This window comes from Vibrio sp. vnigr-6D03 (assembly GCF_002835515.1).
Taxonomy (GTDB): domain Bacteria; phylum Pseudomonadota; class Gammaproteobacteria; order Enterobacterales; family Vibrionaceae; genus Vibrio; species Vibrio penaeicida.
On sequence record NZ_PIZL01000001.1, the window covers coordinates 695,078 to 711,230 of the forward strand.

The 16,153-nt window shown below is 44.4% G+C and carries 15 protein-coding genes; 11 read left to right on the forward strand and 4 right to left on the reverse strand.

Going from position 1 to position 16,153, the window contains the following annotated elements:
• Nucleotides 1-2 precede the first annotated feature (2 nt).
• The 5 genes from CW749_RS03045 to CW749_RS03065 all read left to right on the forward strand — a co-directional run bounded on the left by CW749_RS03045 (nt 3) and on the right by CW749_RS03065 (nt 5,238).
• Nucleotides 3-1,415: an aldehyde dehydrogenase family protein gene (locus CW749_RS03045; protein ID WP_101110511.1), complete on the forward strand. Its 1,413-nt coding sequence runs from the start codon at nt 3-5 to the stop codon at nt 1,413-1,415.
• Nucleotides 1,416-1,514: 99 nt separating this feature from the next.
• A complete protein-coding gene (locus CW749_RS03050; RefSeq protein WP_101110610.1) occupies nt 1,515-2,018 on the forward strand; it encodes a universal stress protein in 504 nt (167 codons plus the stop codon).
• Between the two features lie 161 nt (nt 2,019-2,179).
• A complete protein-coding gene (locus tag CW749_RS03055; RefSeq protein ID WP_101110512.1) occupies nt 2,180-3,127 on the forward strand; it encodes a tripartite tricarboxylate transporter substrate binding protein in 948 nt (315 codons plus the stop codon).
• Nucleotides 3,128-3,165: 38 nt separating this feature from the next.
• On the forward strand, nt 3,166-3,759 hold the full coding sequence (locus CW749_RS03060) for a hypothetical protein (RefSeq protein ID WP_101110513.1): 594 nt from the start codon (nt 3,166-3,168) through the stop codon (nt 3,757-3,759).
• 9 nt (nt 3,760-3,768) lie between these two features.
• Nucleotides 3,769-5,238 (forward strand): tripartite tricarboxylate transporter permease, encoded by a 1,470-nt coding sequence (locus tag CW749_RS03065; RefSeq protein WP_101110514.1) that lies wholly within the window; start codon nt 3,769-3,771, stop codon nt 5,236-5,238.
• A gap of 125 nt (nt 5,239-5,363) precedes the next feature.
• On the opposite strand, the gene CW749_RS03070 is transcribed toward CW749_RS03065, so the two are convergent.
• Nucleotides 5,364-6,083, reverse strand: coding sequence for a helix-turn-helix transcriptional regulator (locus tag CW749_RS03070; RefSeq protein ID WP_167404686.1), 720 nt, complete (start codon nt 6,081-6,083; stop codon nt 5,364-5,366).
• Between the two features lie 324 nt (nt 6,084-6,407).
• On the opposite strand from CW749_RS03070, the gene CW749_RS03075 reads away from it, so the two are divergent.
• From CW749_RS03075 to CW749_RS03090, 4 genes are all read left to right on the forward strand, one after another.
• Entirely contained in the window at nt 6,408-6,902 is a 495-nt protein-coding gene (locus tag CW749_RS03075) for a hypothetical protein (protein ID WP_101110517.1), read from the forward strand.
• Nucleotides 6,903-6,985: 83 nt separating this feature from the next.
• On the forward strand, nt 6,986-8,605 hold the full coding sequence (locus CW749_RS03080; protein WP_101110518.1) for an ABC transporter ATP-binding protein: 1,620 nt from the start codon (nt 6,986-6,988) through the stop codon (nt 8,603-8,605).
• Nucleotides 8,606-8,753: 148 nt separating this feature from the next.
• On the forward strand, nt 8,754-9,923 hold the full coding sequence (locus tag CW749_RS03085) for a GGDEF domain-containing protein (RefSeq protein WP_101110520.1): 1,170 nt from the start codon (nt 8,754-8,756) through the stop codon (nt 9,921-9,923).
• A gap of 237 nt (nt 9,924-10,160) precedes the next feature.
• Nucleotides 10,161-10,418, forward strand: a complete 258-nt coding sequence (locus CW749_RS03090) for a DUF3081 family protein (RefSeq protein ID WP_101110522.1) — start codon at nt 10,161-10,163, stop codon at nt 10,416-10,418.
• A gap of 28 nt (nt 10,419-10,446) precedes the next feature.
• Here CW749_RS03090 and CW749_RS03095 read toward each other — a convergent pair whose 3' ends face one another.
• The 3 genes from CW749_RS03095 to CW749_RS03105 all read right to left on the reverse strand — a co-directional run bounded on the left by CW749_RS03095 (nt 10,447) and on the right by CW749_RS03105 (nt 13,253).
• Nucleotides 10,447-11,346, reverse strand: coding sequence for a LysR family transcriptional regulator (locus CW749_RS03095; RefSeq protein WP_101110523.1), 900 nt, complete (start codon nt 11,344-11,346; stop codon nt 10,447-10,449).
• 280 nt (nt 11,347-11,626) lie between these two features.
• Nucleotides 11,627-12,775 (reverse strand): iron-containing alcohol dehydrogenase, encoded by a 1,149-nt coding sequence (locus tag CW749_RS03100; RefSeq protein WP_101110524.1) that lies wholly within the window; start codon nt 12,773-12,775, stop codon nt 11,627-11,629.
• A 115-nt stretch (nt 12,776-12,890) separates the two neighbouring features.
• Nucleotides 12,891-13,253, reverse strand: coding sequence for a PilZ domain-containing protein (locus CW749_RS03105; protein ID WP_101110526.1), 363 nt, complete (start codon nt 13,251-13,253; stop codon nt 12,891-12,893).
• Nucleotides 13,254-13,813: 560 nt separating this feature from the next.
• On the opposite strand from CW749_RS03105, the gene CW749_RS03110 reads away from it, so the two are divergent.
• Both CW749_RS03110 and CW749_RS03115 read left to right on the forward strand, forming a co-directional pair.
• Nucleotides 13,814-14,452 (forward strand): 2OG-Fe dioxygenase family protein, encoded by a 639-nt coding sequence (locus CW749_RS03110; RefSeq protein WP_101110528.1) that lies wholly within the window; start codon nt 13,814-13,816, stop codon nt 14,450-14,452.
• A complete protein-coding gene (locus tag CW749_RS03115) occupies nt 14,430-15,671 on the forward strand; it encodes a cysteine desulfurase-like protein (protein WP_101110529.1) in 1,242 nt (413 codons plus the stop codon). The genes CW749_RS03110 and CW749_RS03115 overlap by 23 nt, the downstream gene beginning before the upstream one ends.
• Nucleotides 15,672-16,153: the final 482 nt, after the last annotated feature.

Here is a 16,153-nt window from a genome sequence, read left to right on the forward strand (position 1 = left end):
TTATGGATAACCGCTTTGGATTGATCATCAACGGCCAAAAACGCGCTGGTGATCTGCCTCCGCGCCCTGTTATTAACCCAGCCACAGGGCAAGTACTTAGAGACGCGCCAGAAGCATCTTCGAAGCTACTAAACCTTGCTGTGGAATCAGCGAATCAGGCATTTGAAAGCTGGAAAAACGTCAGCCACATGACGCGCAAAGCCATGCTGACGGAAATTGCCGACAATCTTGAAGCCGCAATGGAAGAGCTCGCCACTCTAATTGTGGAAGAACAAGGTAAGCCGCTCGATTTAGCAAGAATGGAAGTGGGTGGTGCTGTGGCATGGACTCGTTACGCCGCTGGTGCCGACGTGCCCGTTAAAGTGATTCAAGATGACGATACTAAACGTATCGAATTGCACCATAAACCCATTGGCGTTGTTGCATCTATTACGCCTTGGAACTGGCCGCTGATGATTGCGGTTTGGCATGTAATGCCCGCGTTGCGTACTGGAAACTGTGTGATCATTAAACCTTCAGAGCTTACGCCATTCAGCACAATTCGTATGGTCGAAATCATGGCAGATGTACTGCCAGATGGGGTGATTAACGTGATTTCAGGGGGCGGCGAACTCGGCCAAGCCATCAGTGAGCATAAAGGCATCAATAAAATCGTATTCACAGGTTCTACACCAACAGGGCAACGCATCATGAGCGCAGCGTCGGGCAATCTGAAACGCCTAACTCTAGAACTCGGCGGTAACGACGCTGCCATTGTCCTGCCAAATAGCGATGTACAGGCTTTCGCTCAGGGGCTATTCCAAACCTCTTTCATCAATATGGGGCAAACCTGCGCAGCATTGAAACGCTTATACGTGCACGAAAGCCAATATGAAGAAGTCTGTCAGGCGCTCACTGAAATCGCGCAATCACAACGCGTCGGAGCAGGTTTGGAAGAAGGCGTCACCTTTGGCCCTGTACAAAACCTGAATCAATTCAATAAAGTGCAAGAGCTCATCGACGATGCCGTTGCCCAAGGAGCCAAAGTACTGACGGGAGGCAAACCAGTCAGTGACGAAGGCTACCTATTCCCGCCAACCATTGTAGCGAATGTATCTAACGGCATTCGATTGGTCGATGAAGAACAATTTGGCCCTGTGTTACCCGTGATCCCCTATCAAACCGTCGAACAAGCCATTCAGCTCGCTAACGACAGCGATATGGGGCTCGGTGGCTCAGTGTGGGGAAGCGATACCGAACAAGCTCAACAGGTTGCTCAAAGAATGGAGTGCGGAACAGTGTGGATTAATGGTCACGCCGAAGTACTGCCTCACGCCCCCTTTGGCGGCAACAAAATGTCGGGGTTTGGTGTGGAATTCGGTGAAGAAGGGTTATTGGAAAACACCCAGCCTCAGTTAATCAATATAAACCGCTAAAAAACAGAGGTTAACGTTCAGCTCATCCCAATGGTTGATACCTGATACTAGCGGGATGAACTTGAATGGTTCAATACAGAAAATGTAGAGGCAATGGATATGCTTACTGAAATTAATACGATTATTTACGCATCGGATTTGCAAAAAGGCAGTCGCCCTGCGTTTCGAGCTGCCGTTAAACAAGCCATTGCACATGATGCCAAAATTGTATTTCTTCATGCGATTCCCCCCATTGGAGAACTGACTCAACAGGTAATGGTGAGTTATCTCCCTAAAAAGGTGAATCAAAAGCATACCGATCAAATAATGGCAGATGCTCAAGCACGCATTCGGCAGCGCATTCAGTCTTTTTTAGAAAGCGAGCTGGATAACGTGACTGCCTTACCACAGCCTCCACAAATTCAAACTCAGATAGGTGAACCGCATGAGGTGATCTTATCCTGCGCTGGAAAACACAGTGCACAACTTATTGTCATGGGAGACAGGGAAGCAAACGCGATATCGCGTCTGTTTTTAGGGTCAACCGCCCTTAAAGTCATCAGTCAGAGTGATATTCCAGTCCTCATTGTTCCACTCAGCCAAGCATCGGCTAGCAGAGAATAAGTTGGTAAATAAAAAGTTAGTAAAGAATAAGTTAGCCAAGAATGAGCTAACGGAATAAAAGTCAGATAAAAGTGAAACACCTCCTGATAAGTCTGCTGAACATTTGCCTGCCAAGCAATTGGCTACTCGGACTTATCGACCCAACACAGAAAGGGAAGTTTATGAAACGTGTAACTAAAGCCATGAAGGCTGCTCTTATTGCTGCCGGTCTGATGACCAGTTTTGCAGCACTGTCCTCTAATTATCCTAATCGCCCAGTTAAGTTTGTTGTGCCATGGCCTCCGGGCGATTTGGAAGACATTCTTACTCGTGTGATTGCGGAAGAAATGTCGAAAGAAACGGGTAAACCCGCGTCCGTCGTGAATAAGCCCGGTGGCGGCGGTGTGGTAGGTGCAACAGATGTCTCTCGCTCTCGTCCCGATGGGCTGGTGATTGGCTCTTTCGTTGCCGATATACTCACAACGCAAGTGTTGTATGGCACTGCACCATTCGACCAATCCACGTTTGAACCCGTTGGGATTTTCCTCGATTACCCATTCGCCATTGCGGTGAAGTCAGACGCGCCTTATAACAATCTGGAGGAGTTGGCGGCTTACTCTAAAAGCAACAAAGTCACATTAGGGCATTTTGGCTATCAAGCCTTACCTACCGCTATCACCTTTAAAGCCGCTGACCAAATCGGAATCAAGTTTTCTTCGGATGCGCCATTTGACGTATTGGATTGTTCAACCTTGGCAAATGGTGATGCGGATGTCATCAACACTACAACCCAGCTCATTCTGGCGTGCTTGAACTCTGGTGATGTGAAGCTGCTCACTTCGATCAGCCGCGATCGCCTTTCTATTTCGCCTGGTGTCGCAACATTAGCGGAGCAAACAGGCATTACTCAAACAACGTGGAACGGTCTGTTTGTGAAGAAAGGTACGCCTCAAGCGATCAAGGAAAAAATCGCGGGTATCGCTCAGAAAGCGCTTCAAGCTGACCGTGTTAAAGACATCAGCATGAATACGGGTGCCGGTGTCTATTGGCTAGGTGGTAAAGATGCTGAAGCCCTGTTAGCGAAAGACTTTGAACAAGCGAGATCACTGCTCAATTTCATGAATCAGTAATCGAAAGGGGGGATATCCCCCCTTCCAAGGAGTGCAGTATGATCTCTGAAACCCATTCTCTCGACACAAAGCCTGTAACTGACAGCCCCCAATCTGAAACAAATAAAGGGTTGGAAAACAAAGGGACAGGCGGAATTTTCGTCTTCTTTGCTGTGTGCGGATTGCTTCTGCTGTGGTTCTTACCCGAGCAAGCATCGTGGGTAAAAACCAAACGTGGTTGGTACACCCAGCCGATGATGGGCCCCGCGCTAGGTTTGGGCGTTTTTGTGGTTTTTGCCTTGCTCAAGGTGCTGTACCACATTCGACGTTTTTCTCTTCATCCCATCCGAGCTTTGGATTCTGGTGCCGAGGCCATTGCCAGCTATCGTGTCGCTATTATTGCTGGTGCTTTGTTTGCACTTTACATTCACTCGCTGTCCATTATGGGGTTTGCGCCAGCTACATTGCTTTTTGTTTGTACTTTGCTGTGGGTTAGCCGATTACTGGATGGCTTTTGGTTGATGATGAGCATTCTTGGTGTAGCAGCCGTTGTGATCATATTCAGGGTTATGTTGAACCTATGGCTACCGGATGTTTGGCTATATGGGTTACTGCCAGAATCTTGGTCGCTGTTTGCCAATCAATATCTGTAAGGAGATAACATGGAATCATTAATGTTAGGGCTTGCAGAAGTCGGAACGGTGAGTGTACTGAGTGCTATCTTACTTGGGGCACTTATTGGGGTGACCATTGGATCTATCCCAGGTTTAGAACCTGCCGGTGTAATGGCTATTTTATTGCCAATCAGCTTTTCAATGGAGCCATTAGCTGGCGTCAGTTTGCTGGTTGGTGTGTATGGCGGCGCTTGGTATGGGGGGGCTATTCCTGCCATTTTGATGAACACACCCGGCACTCCGGTAGCGGTATTAACCACTTACGATGGCTACCCAATGACCCAGCGAGGCGAAGGGAAAAAAGCACTCTCAATAGCTTATTCTGCTTCCTTTGTAGGTGGCTTGGTGAGCATTCTTTCTTTGGTTTTCCTTGCGCCTATTTTATCGCAGGTCGCTACGCATTTTGGTTCAGCTGAGTTTGCCATGCTCGCGTTGTTGGGTATGGTGTTTGTGGTTTTAGCGCATCGCAACCAAGTGCTTGATGCCGCCATGATGCTTGGGCTCGGTATCTTCTTCGGTTCCGTCGGCGTAGATCGCTCATACAACACGTTAACTTATACTTTTGGTCAGGAATGGCTACTTGGTGGGATTCCGCTGGTTCCAGCGGTAATCGGGCTGTTCGCGATGTCCCAAGCTTTTGTACTGCTTTCCCAAAAAGGCGGCGATGCCAAGACCACCAAACTTGAAGGTAAAGGGTACTTCTCTGGCTTAATCACGCTGGCAAAACACAAAATTACTGTCGCTCGCTCTGCTGCACTGGGCGTAGTGATGGGGCTATTACCTGGAGTTGGCGAGTTCGGCTCTCAGTTTTTCTCTTACACATTGGCCCAAAAGTTTTCGAAAACTCCGGAAAAATTCGGCGATGGCGCAGAAGAAGGGCTGATTGCCTCTGAAACCTCCAACAATGCGGTGACGGCATCGGTCATGATCCCTCTTCTGGCTTTTGGTATTCCTGCCGACGCATTAATGGCCATGCTATTAGCCGTATTTATGGTGCATAACTACATTCCTGGTCCAACCCTTTTTGTTGAAAGACCGGAGTTTATCTCTGGGCTGTATTTGTCGCTTTTGCTGATCAATGTAGTGGTCTTTTTGTATTTAACCTTCGCGACCAAATGGATTGTGAACCTCACCAAAATCCGTGGTCGGTTTATTGGTGCGTTCATATTAGTTCTGGGTTTTATTGGTAGCTATAGCCAAAACTACCAGTTTTCCGATGCCATTATCGCTCTTGGATTTGCAGGCTTAGGCTATGTGTTACGCAAAAAGAACATACCCGCGGTGCCCATTGTACTTGGGTTGGTATTAGGGCCGGTGTTTATGGTACGGATGCGACAAGCACTCGGTGTCGCAGATGGTGATTTGTCGATTCTGGTTACGCGCCCAATCGCGGCAACATTGTTAGGGCTCACAATACTTTCGATCGTGGTATACGCCCTGTCTTTGAAAAAGAGATAAGGAAAAAGAGATAAAGAAAAAGAGATAACATTCAATCGCCTGCAATGCTTACCATTGCAGGTTTTTCTTTATTTCAAAGTGGTTTTGTTTATTTCAAAATAGATAGATACGCAATGACGTAAACATTAAACCGTACAATTGTTGCGATACACTAAGCTGGTCAGTTCTACTTTGCTGTTGATTTCCATTTTGGCGAAAATGTGCTGAAGGTGCGTTTTCACTGTTGGCAAACTACAACATAACTCGTTAGCAATCGCTTTATTTGGCATACCTTGCAAAGCAAATTGAGCCACCAATCGTTCTTTCTCGGTTAGAGAATATTGGTCGCAAAAAGCTTGGTAACTCATGGATTCTGGAGTCGATAAGCTTTGATTTAACGAGAATTCAATGTACCGATGCATGTGGTGTAATTTCATCACATCGTCCGTACCCATGGTATTTTGGTTGTTACCAACAAACATAGCAGCACCAGCCACCAGCTTGCCATCTACATGGAAAAAGAGCTCGATGATATCGTTGATTTTCCATGGGCGAATAAAGTCTTTGAAATATGTGTGCGAGGCACGCTGTTGCGCGGGCACTAAATCGCTCATTTTTACGACTTTAGCAGCAGAAAATCGAAAGTTGGTTGGATGAAGAGGATCCGTTTTGTAGAAGTGATCGAGATATTCCCGATGCATCGAAGGTTGGATCTTAACCGATTTATAGCAAATCGGTTTCGCTTGTTCGTCGACCAGATAACTCGCCATTTTGGAAAAATTAAACACGCCAGAAAACAAACCAAGTAGCTCATCTTGAAACTGGTTTAATTTCTCTAATTGGGATCCTTGAGCTTGGTGTGTCATGGTTATCCAGCCTCCATAAAATCTGCTGTTAAGCCCCATATTATCGGCTTTTCCGTTCACACCACGTTATTTCGATCACACAAATTAAACAACTATTTAAACTATTAATAACATTCTTACTTTTAAGAAATGAGACCTTATTTCAATAATCAATGAGCCTCTTAATAAATAGATTCAAATGACACCCAAAAATTCCCTTGGATTCGAAATTAGCAGTGAGTTTGGTATAAATCGCTGTTATTCACAGTGGAGTTAGAATTATTTGCATTTGATAATGGTTTTCATTTAAATTATCACCCACTTTTGTGTAAACAGGATCGGGATATGGATTTAGAACAGTGTTGGGCGCGCTTTATTAAAGCCGAAGAATTGTTAGAACAAGGACACTGGCCCGAGGCACAATACCTATATAACGATGTATTAGAACATCTCCCGATTTATGTTTCGCAAGCAGCCGAAAGTGATGACATCAAACCATGTCAGATGAGTTGTTTGCTCGCCGGGTTGAAAGACGCGGCCATTAGCCAGTCTGAAATCCTGAACAAAATGGGGCAACAACGCGAAGCATTCGACCTGCTAAACCAGACTTATGCGCACATGCAGTTTCTTGCGCTCGAACAGTATGATATTGTTCGTGCCGTCGAGCCAACACTTATCCAGTATAGTGAAACAATATTCCGCCATATTGCGGCATTTTGTGCGGCTCAACGTAATGCCAGTTGGCAGTTGGAGCTGGATGCCCTTCAAAAAGCACACCATCACTTCAACCAACTAAAGCTGTATTCAGAGAGAACCAGCGCGGTATACACTCTGAATTAATAGGGTCTGCCTTGTAAAAAGAACCCACAAATGGCTGCAAAAAATAATCTCGAAAGGTCAACAGACCCTAATAAGGAAGTTCAATGTCACAGTCCCCAATTCTTACAGTTCGCGATCTGTCAGTAACCTTTACGACCAACGATGGTCCTGTACACGCAGTAAAGAACGTTCATTTCGACCTAAAAAAGGGCGAAACACTGGCAATCGTTGGTGAGTCGGGTTCAGGAAAGTCGGTATCGACAAACGCCATTATGCGCCTTCTTCCACATAACTCTATTATTCCAGCTGAAGCCGACATTCAGTTTGAAGGTAACTCCATTCTGGACCTTTCTGAAAAAGAAATGCAATCCATTCGTGGCGACCGAATCGGCATGATTTTTCAGGAGCCAATGACCTCTTTGAACCCGTACATGCGTGTCGGTATTCAGGTTGCTGAAGCACTGATGTGTCACCGTAAGGTAAGCCAGTCAAAAGCAAAAAAAAGAGTACTTGAACTGTTCAACCTTGTTCACCTTCCAAACCCAGAGACAGCGTACACCAAGTACCCGCATGAATTCTCTGGTGGCCAGCTGCAACGTATCATGATTGCAATGGCACTCATGAACGAACCTGATCTTTTGATTGCCGACGAGCCAACCACTGCACTCGACGTAACTGTGCAGGCGGAAGTGCTTAACCTGATTAAAGAAATTCAGGAAAAGATGGGCATGGCTATCCTGTTCATCACGCACGATTTAGGTGTTGTTAAGCACTTTGCTGATCGTGTGATCGTGATGTGTAAAGGTGATGTTGTAGAGGAAGGTCAAACAGCAGAATTGTTCAAGAATCCGACTGAAGACTACACAAAAATGCTGATCAACTCGATTCCGCATGGCAGTAAAGATCCAGTCGCCGAAGATGCCGTTAATCTTCTTAAAGCGGACGATATTCGCGTTAAGTTCCTTATCAAATCGCATTTTCTACCAAGCAAGAACCAATACTTTGAAGCCGTTAAAGGCATCTCCCTTGAACTGAAGCAAGGTGAAACGTTGGGGATTGTAGGTGAGTCGGGTTCCGGTAAATCTACGCTAGGTCGTGCTTTAATTGGCTTGCTACCGTCAGAAGGTAAGATTGCTTATCGCGGTCGTGATGTGAGTACGCTAACTGAGAAAGAAAAGTTTGAGCTGAAAAAAGACATTCAAATGGTATTCCAAGACCCGTACGGTTCGCTTTCTCCTCGTATGACGGTTGGCGATATCATTACGGAATCCCTAACGGTGCATCAACCTGGTCTAAGCCGTGCGGATCGCATGACGCGAGCACGCCAAGCATTGGAAGAAGTTCGTTTAGACCCACACTCCATTAACCGCTACCCACATGAGTTCTCTGGTGGTCAACGTCAGCGTATTGCTATCGCTCGTGCGCTGATTCTTGAGCCTTCGTTCATTCTTCTAGATGAACCTACATCCGCTCTTGACCGTTCAGTACAGCTAACGGTTATTGATCTTTTGAAAGATCTTCAGAAGAAGCACAACATCGGCTTCCTGTTCATTAGCCACGATTTGAGTGTTGTTAAAGCACTTTCTGACCGTGTAATGGTGATGCAGAAAGGTGTCGTGATGGAAGAAGGATCCGCGGAAGAGATCTTCAATAATCCTCAGCATGAATACACGCAAAAATTGATTGATGCGTCGTTTGATCTTGATGAAGATCTTGTTGCATAACGCAAAAGAATCAACAGCTTAAATTCTAAAAATGCCTCTTAACAATAAGAGGCATTTTTTATTGCAAAAAAACCCCACATTCTTAAGGCAAATATGTGTGTGTGTACTATGCTTTTAGCTACATAATAAAAAAGGCTAGGCTAGACACATGTACAACATGGCAGGTCGAAAGCTTGAAGAAATGGCAGACGTTCGGCTACTGCGCAGAAAGCGTACCCTCATCGTTTTATCTGTTATTGTCTTCATTCTACTTTCGGTATTTGGATTTTTAAGTATAAGTAATGGGGACCACTTTCAGGGCTCCATCAACTACATCAGTGCGCTGGTTGTTTTTTCCAATCTCGCTTTATTTCTAAGCCGTGGTCACTATACGAAAGCTGCCCATGTCCTTACGCTTGTACTTGTAACCCATGCGATTGTACTGATCCTAACTGGCGGCTTGTCTAAGTCTTCCGTTTATTGGATTTACCCAATTCTTGCTACCATCATCTTTGTAAATTCGTTTAGAGGCGCTGTGTTAGCCACAACGAGTTTCTTTGTATTTTGTATTGTTGCGTTTACCTCTCCTAATTTCCCGTATTTATCCGCAGATTATTCAGAGTTTTCCGTTGGACGCTTCTTAACAAGCATGTTGGCTTTCTTGGCGATTTGCCACTATTTTGCCTATCAATACTACAAAACCAATCACTATGTATTGTCACTGTATCAGGAAGGCATCGAAGACTTAGCTTATAGAGATGCTCTCACTGGATTGGCAAACCGATGGAGTTTTGAAAAATGGGCGGAACCTAAGCTCAAAGAGCTCAGACACAGCTCCAAAATAGCAGCGTTGGTCTTTATCGATATTGATAACTTCAAAGAAATTAATGACAATTTTGGTCATTCAGTTGGAGACAGAGTGTTACAGAGCTTTGGACAAAGGCTTGCAAATAACCTGCGCACAAAAAGCCGAAAGGACCAAAAGGATGAGTTTTCCATCGCCCGGTATGCTGGGGATGAATTCGTTGTGTTGCTCTACGATATTCCCAGTGCCAATGTACTAGAAAGCATCTTAGGTCGTATCACGTCTTTGTTTAACGATGGCTACCAAGTCAACAATCAGGTCAATTATGTGACGTTGAGTGTTGGAGTATCCGTGTATGGGCAAGATGCTTTTGAGCTCCCAGAATTGCTTCGCTGCGCCGATAAAGCGATGTATTCTGCTAAATGCGATGGTAAAAACAACTACGCGTTTTATCACAATATTCAGTCTGGCAATAAAAAAGCCAGCAACGTGAAACCCTTCAATAGACATGGCTCGGCATTGAAAGAGCTGTAAGTTACTCATTTTGCGTCAATATAACCAGTTTGCTTTAAGATAAACAGCTTGCTCTAAGGCTTGTGATTCCGATGAATCAGGTATGTCGTTTCTATCGTCATGTCGCTTCTATCGCATAGTTAGACGCATCTTGGCACATCGAATCACACTATTTCCCTTATCGTTTCTTTACTTTGTAACCTAATCAACGAATGGATCCGTATATAGATTAGGTGCGCTACAGCAAGAGTAAAAACTATGAAAAATCAGCTGGATATCCTCTTTGTTCTAAAGGTAATGGATAAAATTAGAAAAAGTGGGATTAAATCAGAAAAAGGCTACGTACTCGAAGGTATAGAAGCAGGAACGGGTTACGATGAATACACTGTCTACCTAGCCACACCGCAGGTCACTCTGCATATATTTTTTCACAACAAATACCAATTCGAATATCAAAAGGAAGAGCACTTCAAAGGTTTTATGAAAAGCCTTGAACTGATTAATCGAAACTATTAGCGAGCAGTTAGCGATGATAATCTCATCGCTAAAAGTAATGTGAGATTGCTAGGTAACGCGTGCGAATGTGCTCTATGAGCAAGCTCACTTTTTTAGGCGGTTGACGTGTAAATGGGTAGACGGCGTAGATTCCGAGCTTTTTGCCTACCAGTTCTGGGAATATATCGACAAGTTCACCACTTCTAATATCGTGATACACCAAGCAGCGAGGGACATAAGCAATACCATGCCCGCCCAGTGCCGCCTTACGCAGAGCAGTGGCATTATCTGTGGAGAACGATCCTGATACCCTGACAATGTAGTTTCCTTTAGAAGATTTAAACTCCCAATCTGACGCCCCCGTGGTTTGGTAAGCGTATTGCAAGCAGTTGTGGCTGGTTAAGTCTTCTGGCTTTAGTGGTTTGCCATTTTTAGCAATGTAAGATGGCGAAGCACACACTAGCCATTGCGAGTCGAGAATATGACGAGCAATCAAACTGGAGTCTTCCAGATATCCTGTTCGAATAACTAAGTCAAAGCCCCCTTCTACCAAGTCGACAAATCGATTATCCAAAGACATATCAACCGTTAGCCCTGGGTGCATGTTGCAAAATTCAGCAACCGCATCCGCCAAGATAAGATCGCCAGAAATACTGGGCACCGACATTTTTACATGACCACTTATCTTCTCTCCAAAACCGGAAATTACATCCATCGCTTCATTTACCGCTTGGTTAACGTTTTTCGCTCCTTGATATAGGGCTTTTCCCGCTTCGGTTAAGGTAAGCTTTCTGGTGGTGCGATACAGCAGTTGCACGCCCAACTCTTCTTCAAGTCGCGCAATCCTTTTACTCACGACAGAATTCGTTAAGTCGTTTTGTTCCGCAGCTTTACTGAATGTGCCTAAAGCCACTACTTGATAGAACAATATTAGGTCATCACTACGCATCGCATTCTGTTAAATTTGGCAATAATTGAGGCAATTATTTCCTTAAGTGACAAAAAAATAAAGGAGCACGGTCACGTTTGTCTGACTCTGATTCCGTTTACTTCATACGGCTCTCTACTGTTAAGGGGCTTCGTTGTTAAATAGGTTGGTCGTTAAATAGGTTGGTTGTTAAATAGATTGGTTGTTAAAGAGGCAAACCGTTAAAAGCCCAAAAGGGCAGGCATCAAACTGACACCTGCCCTTCCAGAACGTTCTATTCCATTTACTTACATCACTTTAGCTAGGCAATCGCATTTTCCAAAATCGCTTTAGATTCCACCAGAGTGATGCTGCCATTCTCACTCAACTTAACCAGCCCGTGCTCTTCAAGTTTAGCCAATACTGCTTGTACGGCTGTTTCTTTGTCTGTGGTGTGCTCGGTAAGCTTTGTCTTCATACCCACGCTTTGATAAAACGCTTCTAGGGCATCAATCGTTTGCTCTGCCAGTTCATCCGAGTCTTTTAATCCAAAGACATTTCGCCCTAATTGCTCTAGCTTCGCTTTTTTATACTCAAGCTGGTTTCGAAGCAATGAAGGTTGAATGATCGCCAACGAATGAGCGTGATCGACCCCGTACAAAGCCGTAAGCTCATGACCAATCACATGAGTTGACCAATCTTGCGGTACGCCAGAGCCAATCAATCCATTGAGCGCTTGATTGGCTGTCCACATAAGATTGGCGCGCCATTCGTCGCTATCACGTTGCTCAAAACGCTCACCTAAATCCTTCAATGTTCGAAGCAACGATTCTGCATACGCATCTTGAACCATCGCACCATTTGGCTTGGTAAGGTACTGCTCACAAACGTGTATCCATGCGTCTACAATGCCATTGATCAACTGACGCTCAGGGAGGGTTTTCATTACATCGGGATCCAAAATAGCAAACTTTGGTTGCACCGCTGGGTGGTAAAACGACAATTTGTCCTGCGTTTCACTTTTGGTTATCACAGCTGCAGGGTTAGATTCCGACCCAGTAGCAGGCAACGTTAACACCGCTCCAAGTGCTACGGCTTCTTTCACCTGATGTTTACCTTCTAGGATGTCCCATCCGTCCCCGTCATACTTTGCAGCCGCAGCAATGTATTTCACGCCGTCAATCACAGAGCCGCCGCCGACCCCAAGCACAAACTCAATGTCATCTTGCTTAACAATCTCAACTGCTTTATCCAACGTTTCTTTGGTTGGATTGGGCTCTACGCCTGAAAACTCCTGCCAGCTGTGTGCTTTCAAAGCGTCAACGACTTGATCATAAACGCCATTTTTTTTGATAGAGCCACCGCCGTAGACCACCAATACACTTGAGGAGGTTGGAATCGCTTTTGATAGCGCTTCTATTTGACCTTGGCCGAAATGGATTTGAGTTGGATTTACATAGGAAAACTTCATTGCAATGCCTCTTGTACCTAGGTTTGTTGACCTTTCGGGAAAGCAAAAACCCTAATTGACAGCGTCAATCAGGGTTATGGAATTTGAATGTGAGTATAGCCTAAAGTGGCTTTTACTAGGCTGCCACAGGTCCCCGTTTAGAGAAAAACGTAGGGTATTTCTTCCGAATATGACGCTGCTCTTCCACCATATTCTTTAAACTCGGTCCCTTGGACAATTGGAAGATAACCTCATCGTTATCAAACCTTAACACTGCCCCTTCAACAGAGATATGAGTATTACCATGCAAACGCAGAGTACCAGCGATGCTCAGACCGCGATAAAGTGACGCGACATTTGCCATAAGGACACGTATGCCTTTCTCCGACACTTCACAAATGTGGTAATACTGATCCTTGATTCTTAACACAGGTCTTTCCTGCTTTGGGTATCGCAGGCGATAGTATCGACGCTTTTGTTCAACAGATGTCTGGCTCATGATGGTGAATACTCCGTTTTTCACTCAGCAACTGGATGCTATCTTTCATTGAAGGCTGTTCATTAAAGACATAGCTTGTTGCTGTCGCGATAGACCTTAACTTATCACAGTTGCTGCCTTCTTTATCGGCTCAAGGTCTATCAAATGATTCTTGTCTCAATAATAAGCATCGGCTGAACATCATTTTTCTTTAACAATTTCTATAACAAAAATGCGCTCATTTATTCAATGAGCTTAAAGCGCCTTTTGTTAGCGTATTGATCAAAAGTAAAACGCCCCTTAGATAGGGTAGCGTGATAAAACACAGTGAGGGGGCTAAATAGGGAAAGCTGTTCACGAAAAACCTATTGTTAATTTTGTTATGCATTAAATATAAAGATATTTAAACCAGCATGATAATCAAAACCAACACAAAACACCAAAATTCGAACTTAACAGTTTTTAATTCTAGAATATATATTCGTATTAAGCTTTATGTATTGAAAGCAAATTCAATAGCGGGATAATAGACTCATTGTTAATCATTTGTTAAACACAAAATCAAACAATAAGGACATATCATGGAAATGGAAAACAAGTTTCTGATTGAAGCTTTTCAAACCCCAAAAAGCATAGCAGAGCAACTTTCATCCTACTTTGAGCAGCTCCCTGCAGACCAATACGTCGACAGTGATCACCGTTATCGTACCTATGCAAGATTCCAATCTACAAATAATGAATTAACCCGTTTGCCCCACTCTACTTTTACGCAATCTTCAGAGTTCAATAGAGTCGTTGGCGATGTTGAAAGAGATTTTGCCAAAATGGATGAGGAAATGGTGAAAACACCGTACTTTCAGCACCTCATCAAATCGTTTATGGAAAGAACGGGGACAGACAAAGATAATTCGGTTGTGGATGTACACCAAATTCGAGTAACTTGCGGTTCCGATGCGACCAGTGCCCCTGCACCAGAAGGGATACACCAAGATGGCTACCGATATGTTGGCATTTTCTGTGTGCAACGGAAAAATATCACTGGTGGGTTTACACAAATTTTTGCTTCTCCGGTTGATCAACACCCTCACTTAAACACGGTGTTAGAAGAAAACCAGTTTGTGGTACTCAATGACTCACGCTTTTTCCACCACATTTCTGAAACGCTTTCTAGCGTAGCAGGAGAAAAGGGAGTACGCGATGTCTTCGTATTTACCGCTTAACCAAAAAAATGTTGAAGGTCTTAGAGAGCAATTCCCAGCGCTTAATATGCAGCAGAATGGAATTGCACCCATCTATTTTGACGGTCCCGGTGGAACCCAGCTTCCACTCTCTGTGATTGAAGGCTATGGCGCTTACTTGGCGCAAGGTAATTCTAACTTGGGTGGTCGTTTCTCTGTGAGCCACAACACAGTGAGTTTAGTGGATACGTGCAGGGAAAAAGCGGCATCACTTTTTGGTGCTGCATCCAAAGATGAAATCGTCTTTGGTGCCAACATGACGACCATGACATTTCATTTTAGCCGTGCAATTAGTCAAGATTGGCAAGCTGGAGACGAGATCATCCTTAGCGATGCTGATCACGGTGCCAACCGTTCGTCTTGGGCAATGGCGGCCCAACTGAAAGGCGTAAAAGTCCACTACATTCCCGTTATAGACAATAGCTGTAATCTGGACTTAGAGGTGTTTCAGTCCTTACTGAATGAAAAAACACGTTTGGTTGCTGTTACAGCGGCCAGTAATCTGTCTGGCACAATGGTCGATATAGAAAAAATCACCCAGCTCTCAAAAGCGAACGGCAGTGTCGTTTTTATTGATGCCGTGCACCTTTTGCCTCATAAAATTATTGATGTGAAAGCACTAGGCGCAGACTTTGTTGCAGGTTCTGCCTACAAGTTTTTCGGTCCTCACCTTGGCGTGCTTTATGGTCGTAAAGACTGTTTAGAACAATACACACCTTTTAAAGTAGAGCCAGCACCTACCTATGCCCCAAACTGCTGGGAAACGGGTACATTGAACTTTGAAGCGCTCTCTGCATTCTCATACGCTGTCGATTATTTGGCAACATTAGGACAAGGGGAAAGCCTAAGAGCTCAACTGGAATCAGCCTACGGAAATATTCGACAGTATGAAGAATCACTAGCGACGTATTTTCTCGCCCGCCTAACAGAATTTCCCTCGATTGAATTATTCGGGGAGCCTACTGCAAACAACAGAACTGCTACGTTTGCTCTTAGGTTTGGTGATCTTGACCCGGCAGACATCGCCACGCATCTTGGAACGCAGGAAATCTATACGTGGAGCGGTCATTTATACGCCGATAGATTAACAGATGCACTAGGTGTTACAGACAAAGGCGGCATTTTGAGAGTTGGGCTAATGCACTACAATACCCAAACCGAAATCGACCGATTCTTTAGCGCACTGCGCAGCATTCTTTAGTTTCAAAACCCTATAAAAACCTATGCCAGCATTATACCCAAGTAACCTCAAGATGCAGGATTCAGAGCCTCATAGTCTGTTCCAGTTCAAGGAGAAGGACGCAGTGGAATGACGAGTCCTTTCCAAGTTCTTTGACGATGAAATGGGACAGAATATGGGCTCCCAAGGGCGAGTTTAACTGGCTTTCATACTGCGTTACCGATTCTTGATTTAGAATAACTAGATCTTCAAATCGATGCCTTGCCTGAAAGCCAGTTCCCTATTCTTTGGTAGGGAAGCCGCTGAACCTAGCATATTGAGGTTACTTGGGTATATATTGCTGGCTTTTTTGATCAATTGGAATTCGTTCAGCAAATTTTAAATATTATGTAAACAATCCCATTCCCAACACACCTATGTAATAAACCGCCTTCCTTTCCTTATTCATATTTAAGAATTAGAACCATTACCAAAATTTTAAAAATTTATTTCAACTAACCTAT

Excerpts from the sequence above, each read along its gene's own strand:
- CW749_RS03045 (WP_101110511.1), top strand. The coding sequence starts at position 3 with ATGGATAACCGCTTTGGATTGATCATCAACGGCCAAAAACGCGCTGGT.
- CW749_RS03050 (WP_101110610.1), top strand. The coding sequence starts at position 1,515 with ATGCTTACTGAAATTAATACGATTATTTACGCATCGGATTTGCAAAAA.
- CW749_RS03055 (WP_101110512.1), top strand. The coding sequence starts at position 2,180 with ATGAAACGTGTAACTAAAGCCATGAAGGCTGCTCTTATTGCTGCCGGT.
- CW749_RS03060 (WP_101110513.1), top strand. The coding sequence starts at position 3,166 with ATGATCTCTGAAACCCATTCTCTCGACACAAAGCCTGTAACTGACAGC.
- CW749_RS03065 (WP_101110514.1), top strand. The coding sequence starts at position 3,769 with ATGGAATCATTAATGTTAGGGCTTGCAGAAGTCGGAACGGTGAGTGTA.
- CW749_RS03070 (WP_167404686.1), bottom strand. The coding sequence starts at position 6,083 with ATGACACACCAAGCTCAAGGATCCCAATTAGAGAAATTAAACCAGTTT.
- CW749_RS03075 (WP_101110517.1), top strand. The coding sequence starts at position 6,408 with ATGGATTTAGAACAGTGTTGGGCGCGCTTTATTAAAGCCGAAGAATTG.
- CW749_RS03080 (WP_101110518.1), top strand. The coding sequence starts at position 6,986 with ATGTCACAGTCCCCAATTCTTACAGTTCGCGATCTGTCAGTAACCTTT.
- CW749_RS03085 (WP_101110520.1), top strand. The coding sequence starts at position 8,754 with ATGTACAACATGGCAGGTCGAAAGCTTGAAGAAATGGCAGACGTTCGG.
- CW749_RS03090 (WP_101110522.1), top strand. The coding sequence starts at position 10,161 with ATGAAAAATCAGCTGGATATCCTCTTTGTTCTAAAGGTAATGGATAAA.
- CW749_RS03095 (WP_101110523.1), bottom strand. The coding sequence starts at position 11,346 with ATGCGTAGTGATGACCTAATATTGTTCTATCAAGTAGTGGCTTTAGGC.
- CW749_RS03100 (WP_101110524.1), bottom strand. The coding sequence starts at position 12,775 with ATGAAGTTTTCCTATGTAAATCCAACTCAAATCCATTTCGGCCAAGGT.
- CW749_RS03105 (WP_101110526.1), bottom strand. The coding sequence starts at position 13,253 with ATGAGCCAGACATCTGTTGAACAAAAGCGTCGATACTATCGCCTGCGA.
- CW749_RS03110 (WP_101110528.1), top strand. The coding sequence starts at position 13,814 with ATGGAAATGGAAAACAAGTTTCTGATTGAAGCTTTTCAAACCCCAAAA.
- CW749_RS03115 (WP_101110529.1), top strand. The coding sequence starts at position 14,430 with ATGTCTTCGTATTTACCGCTTAACCAAAAAAATGTTGAAGGTCTTAGA.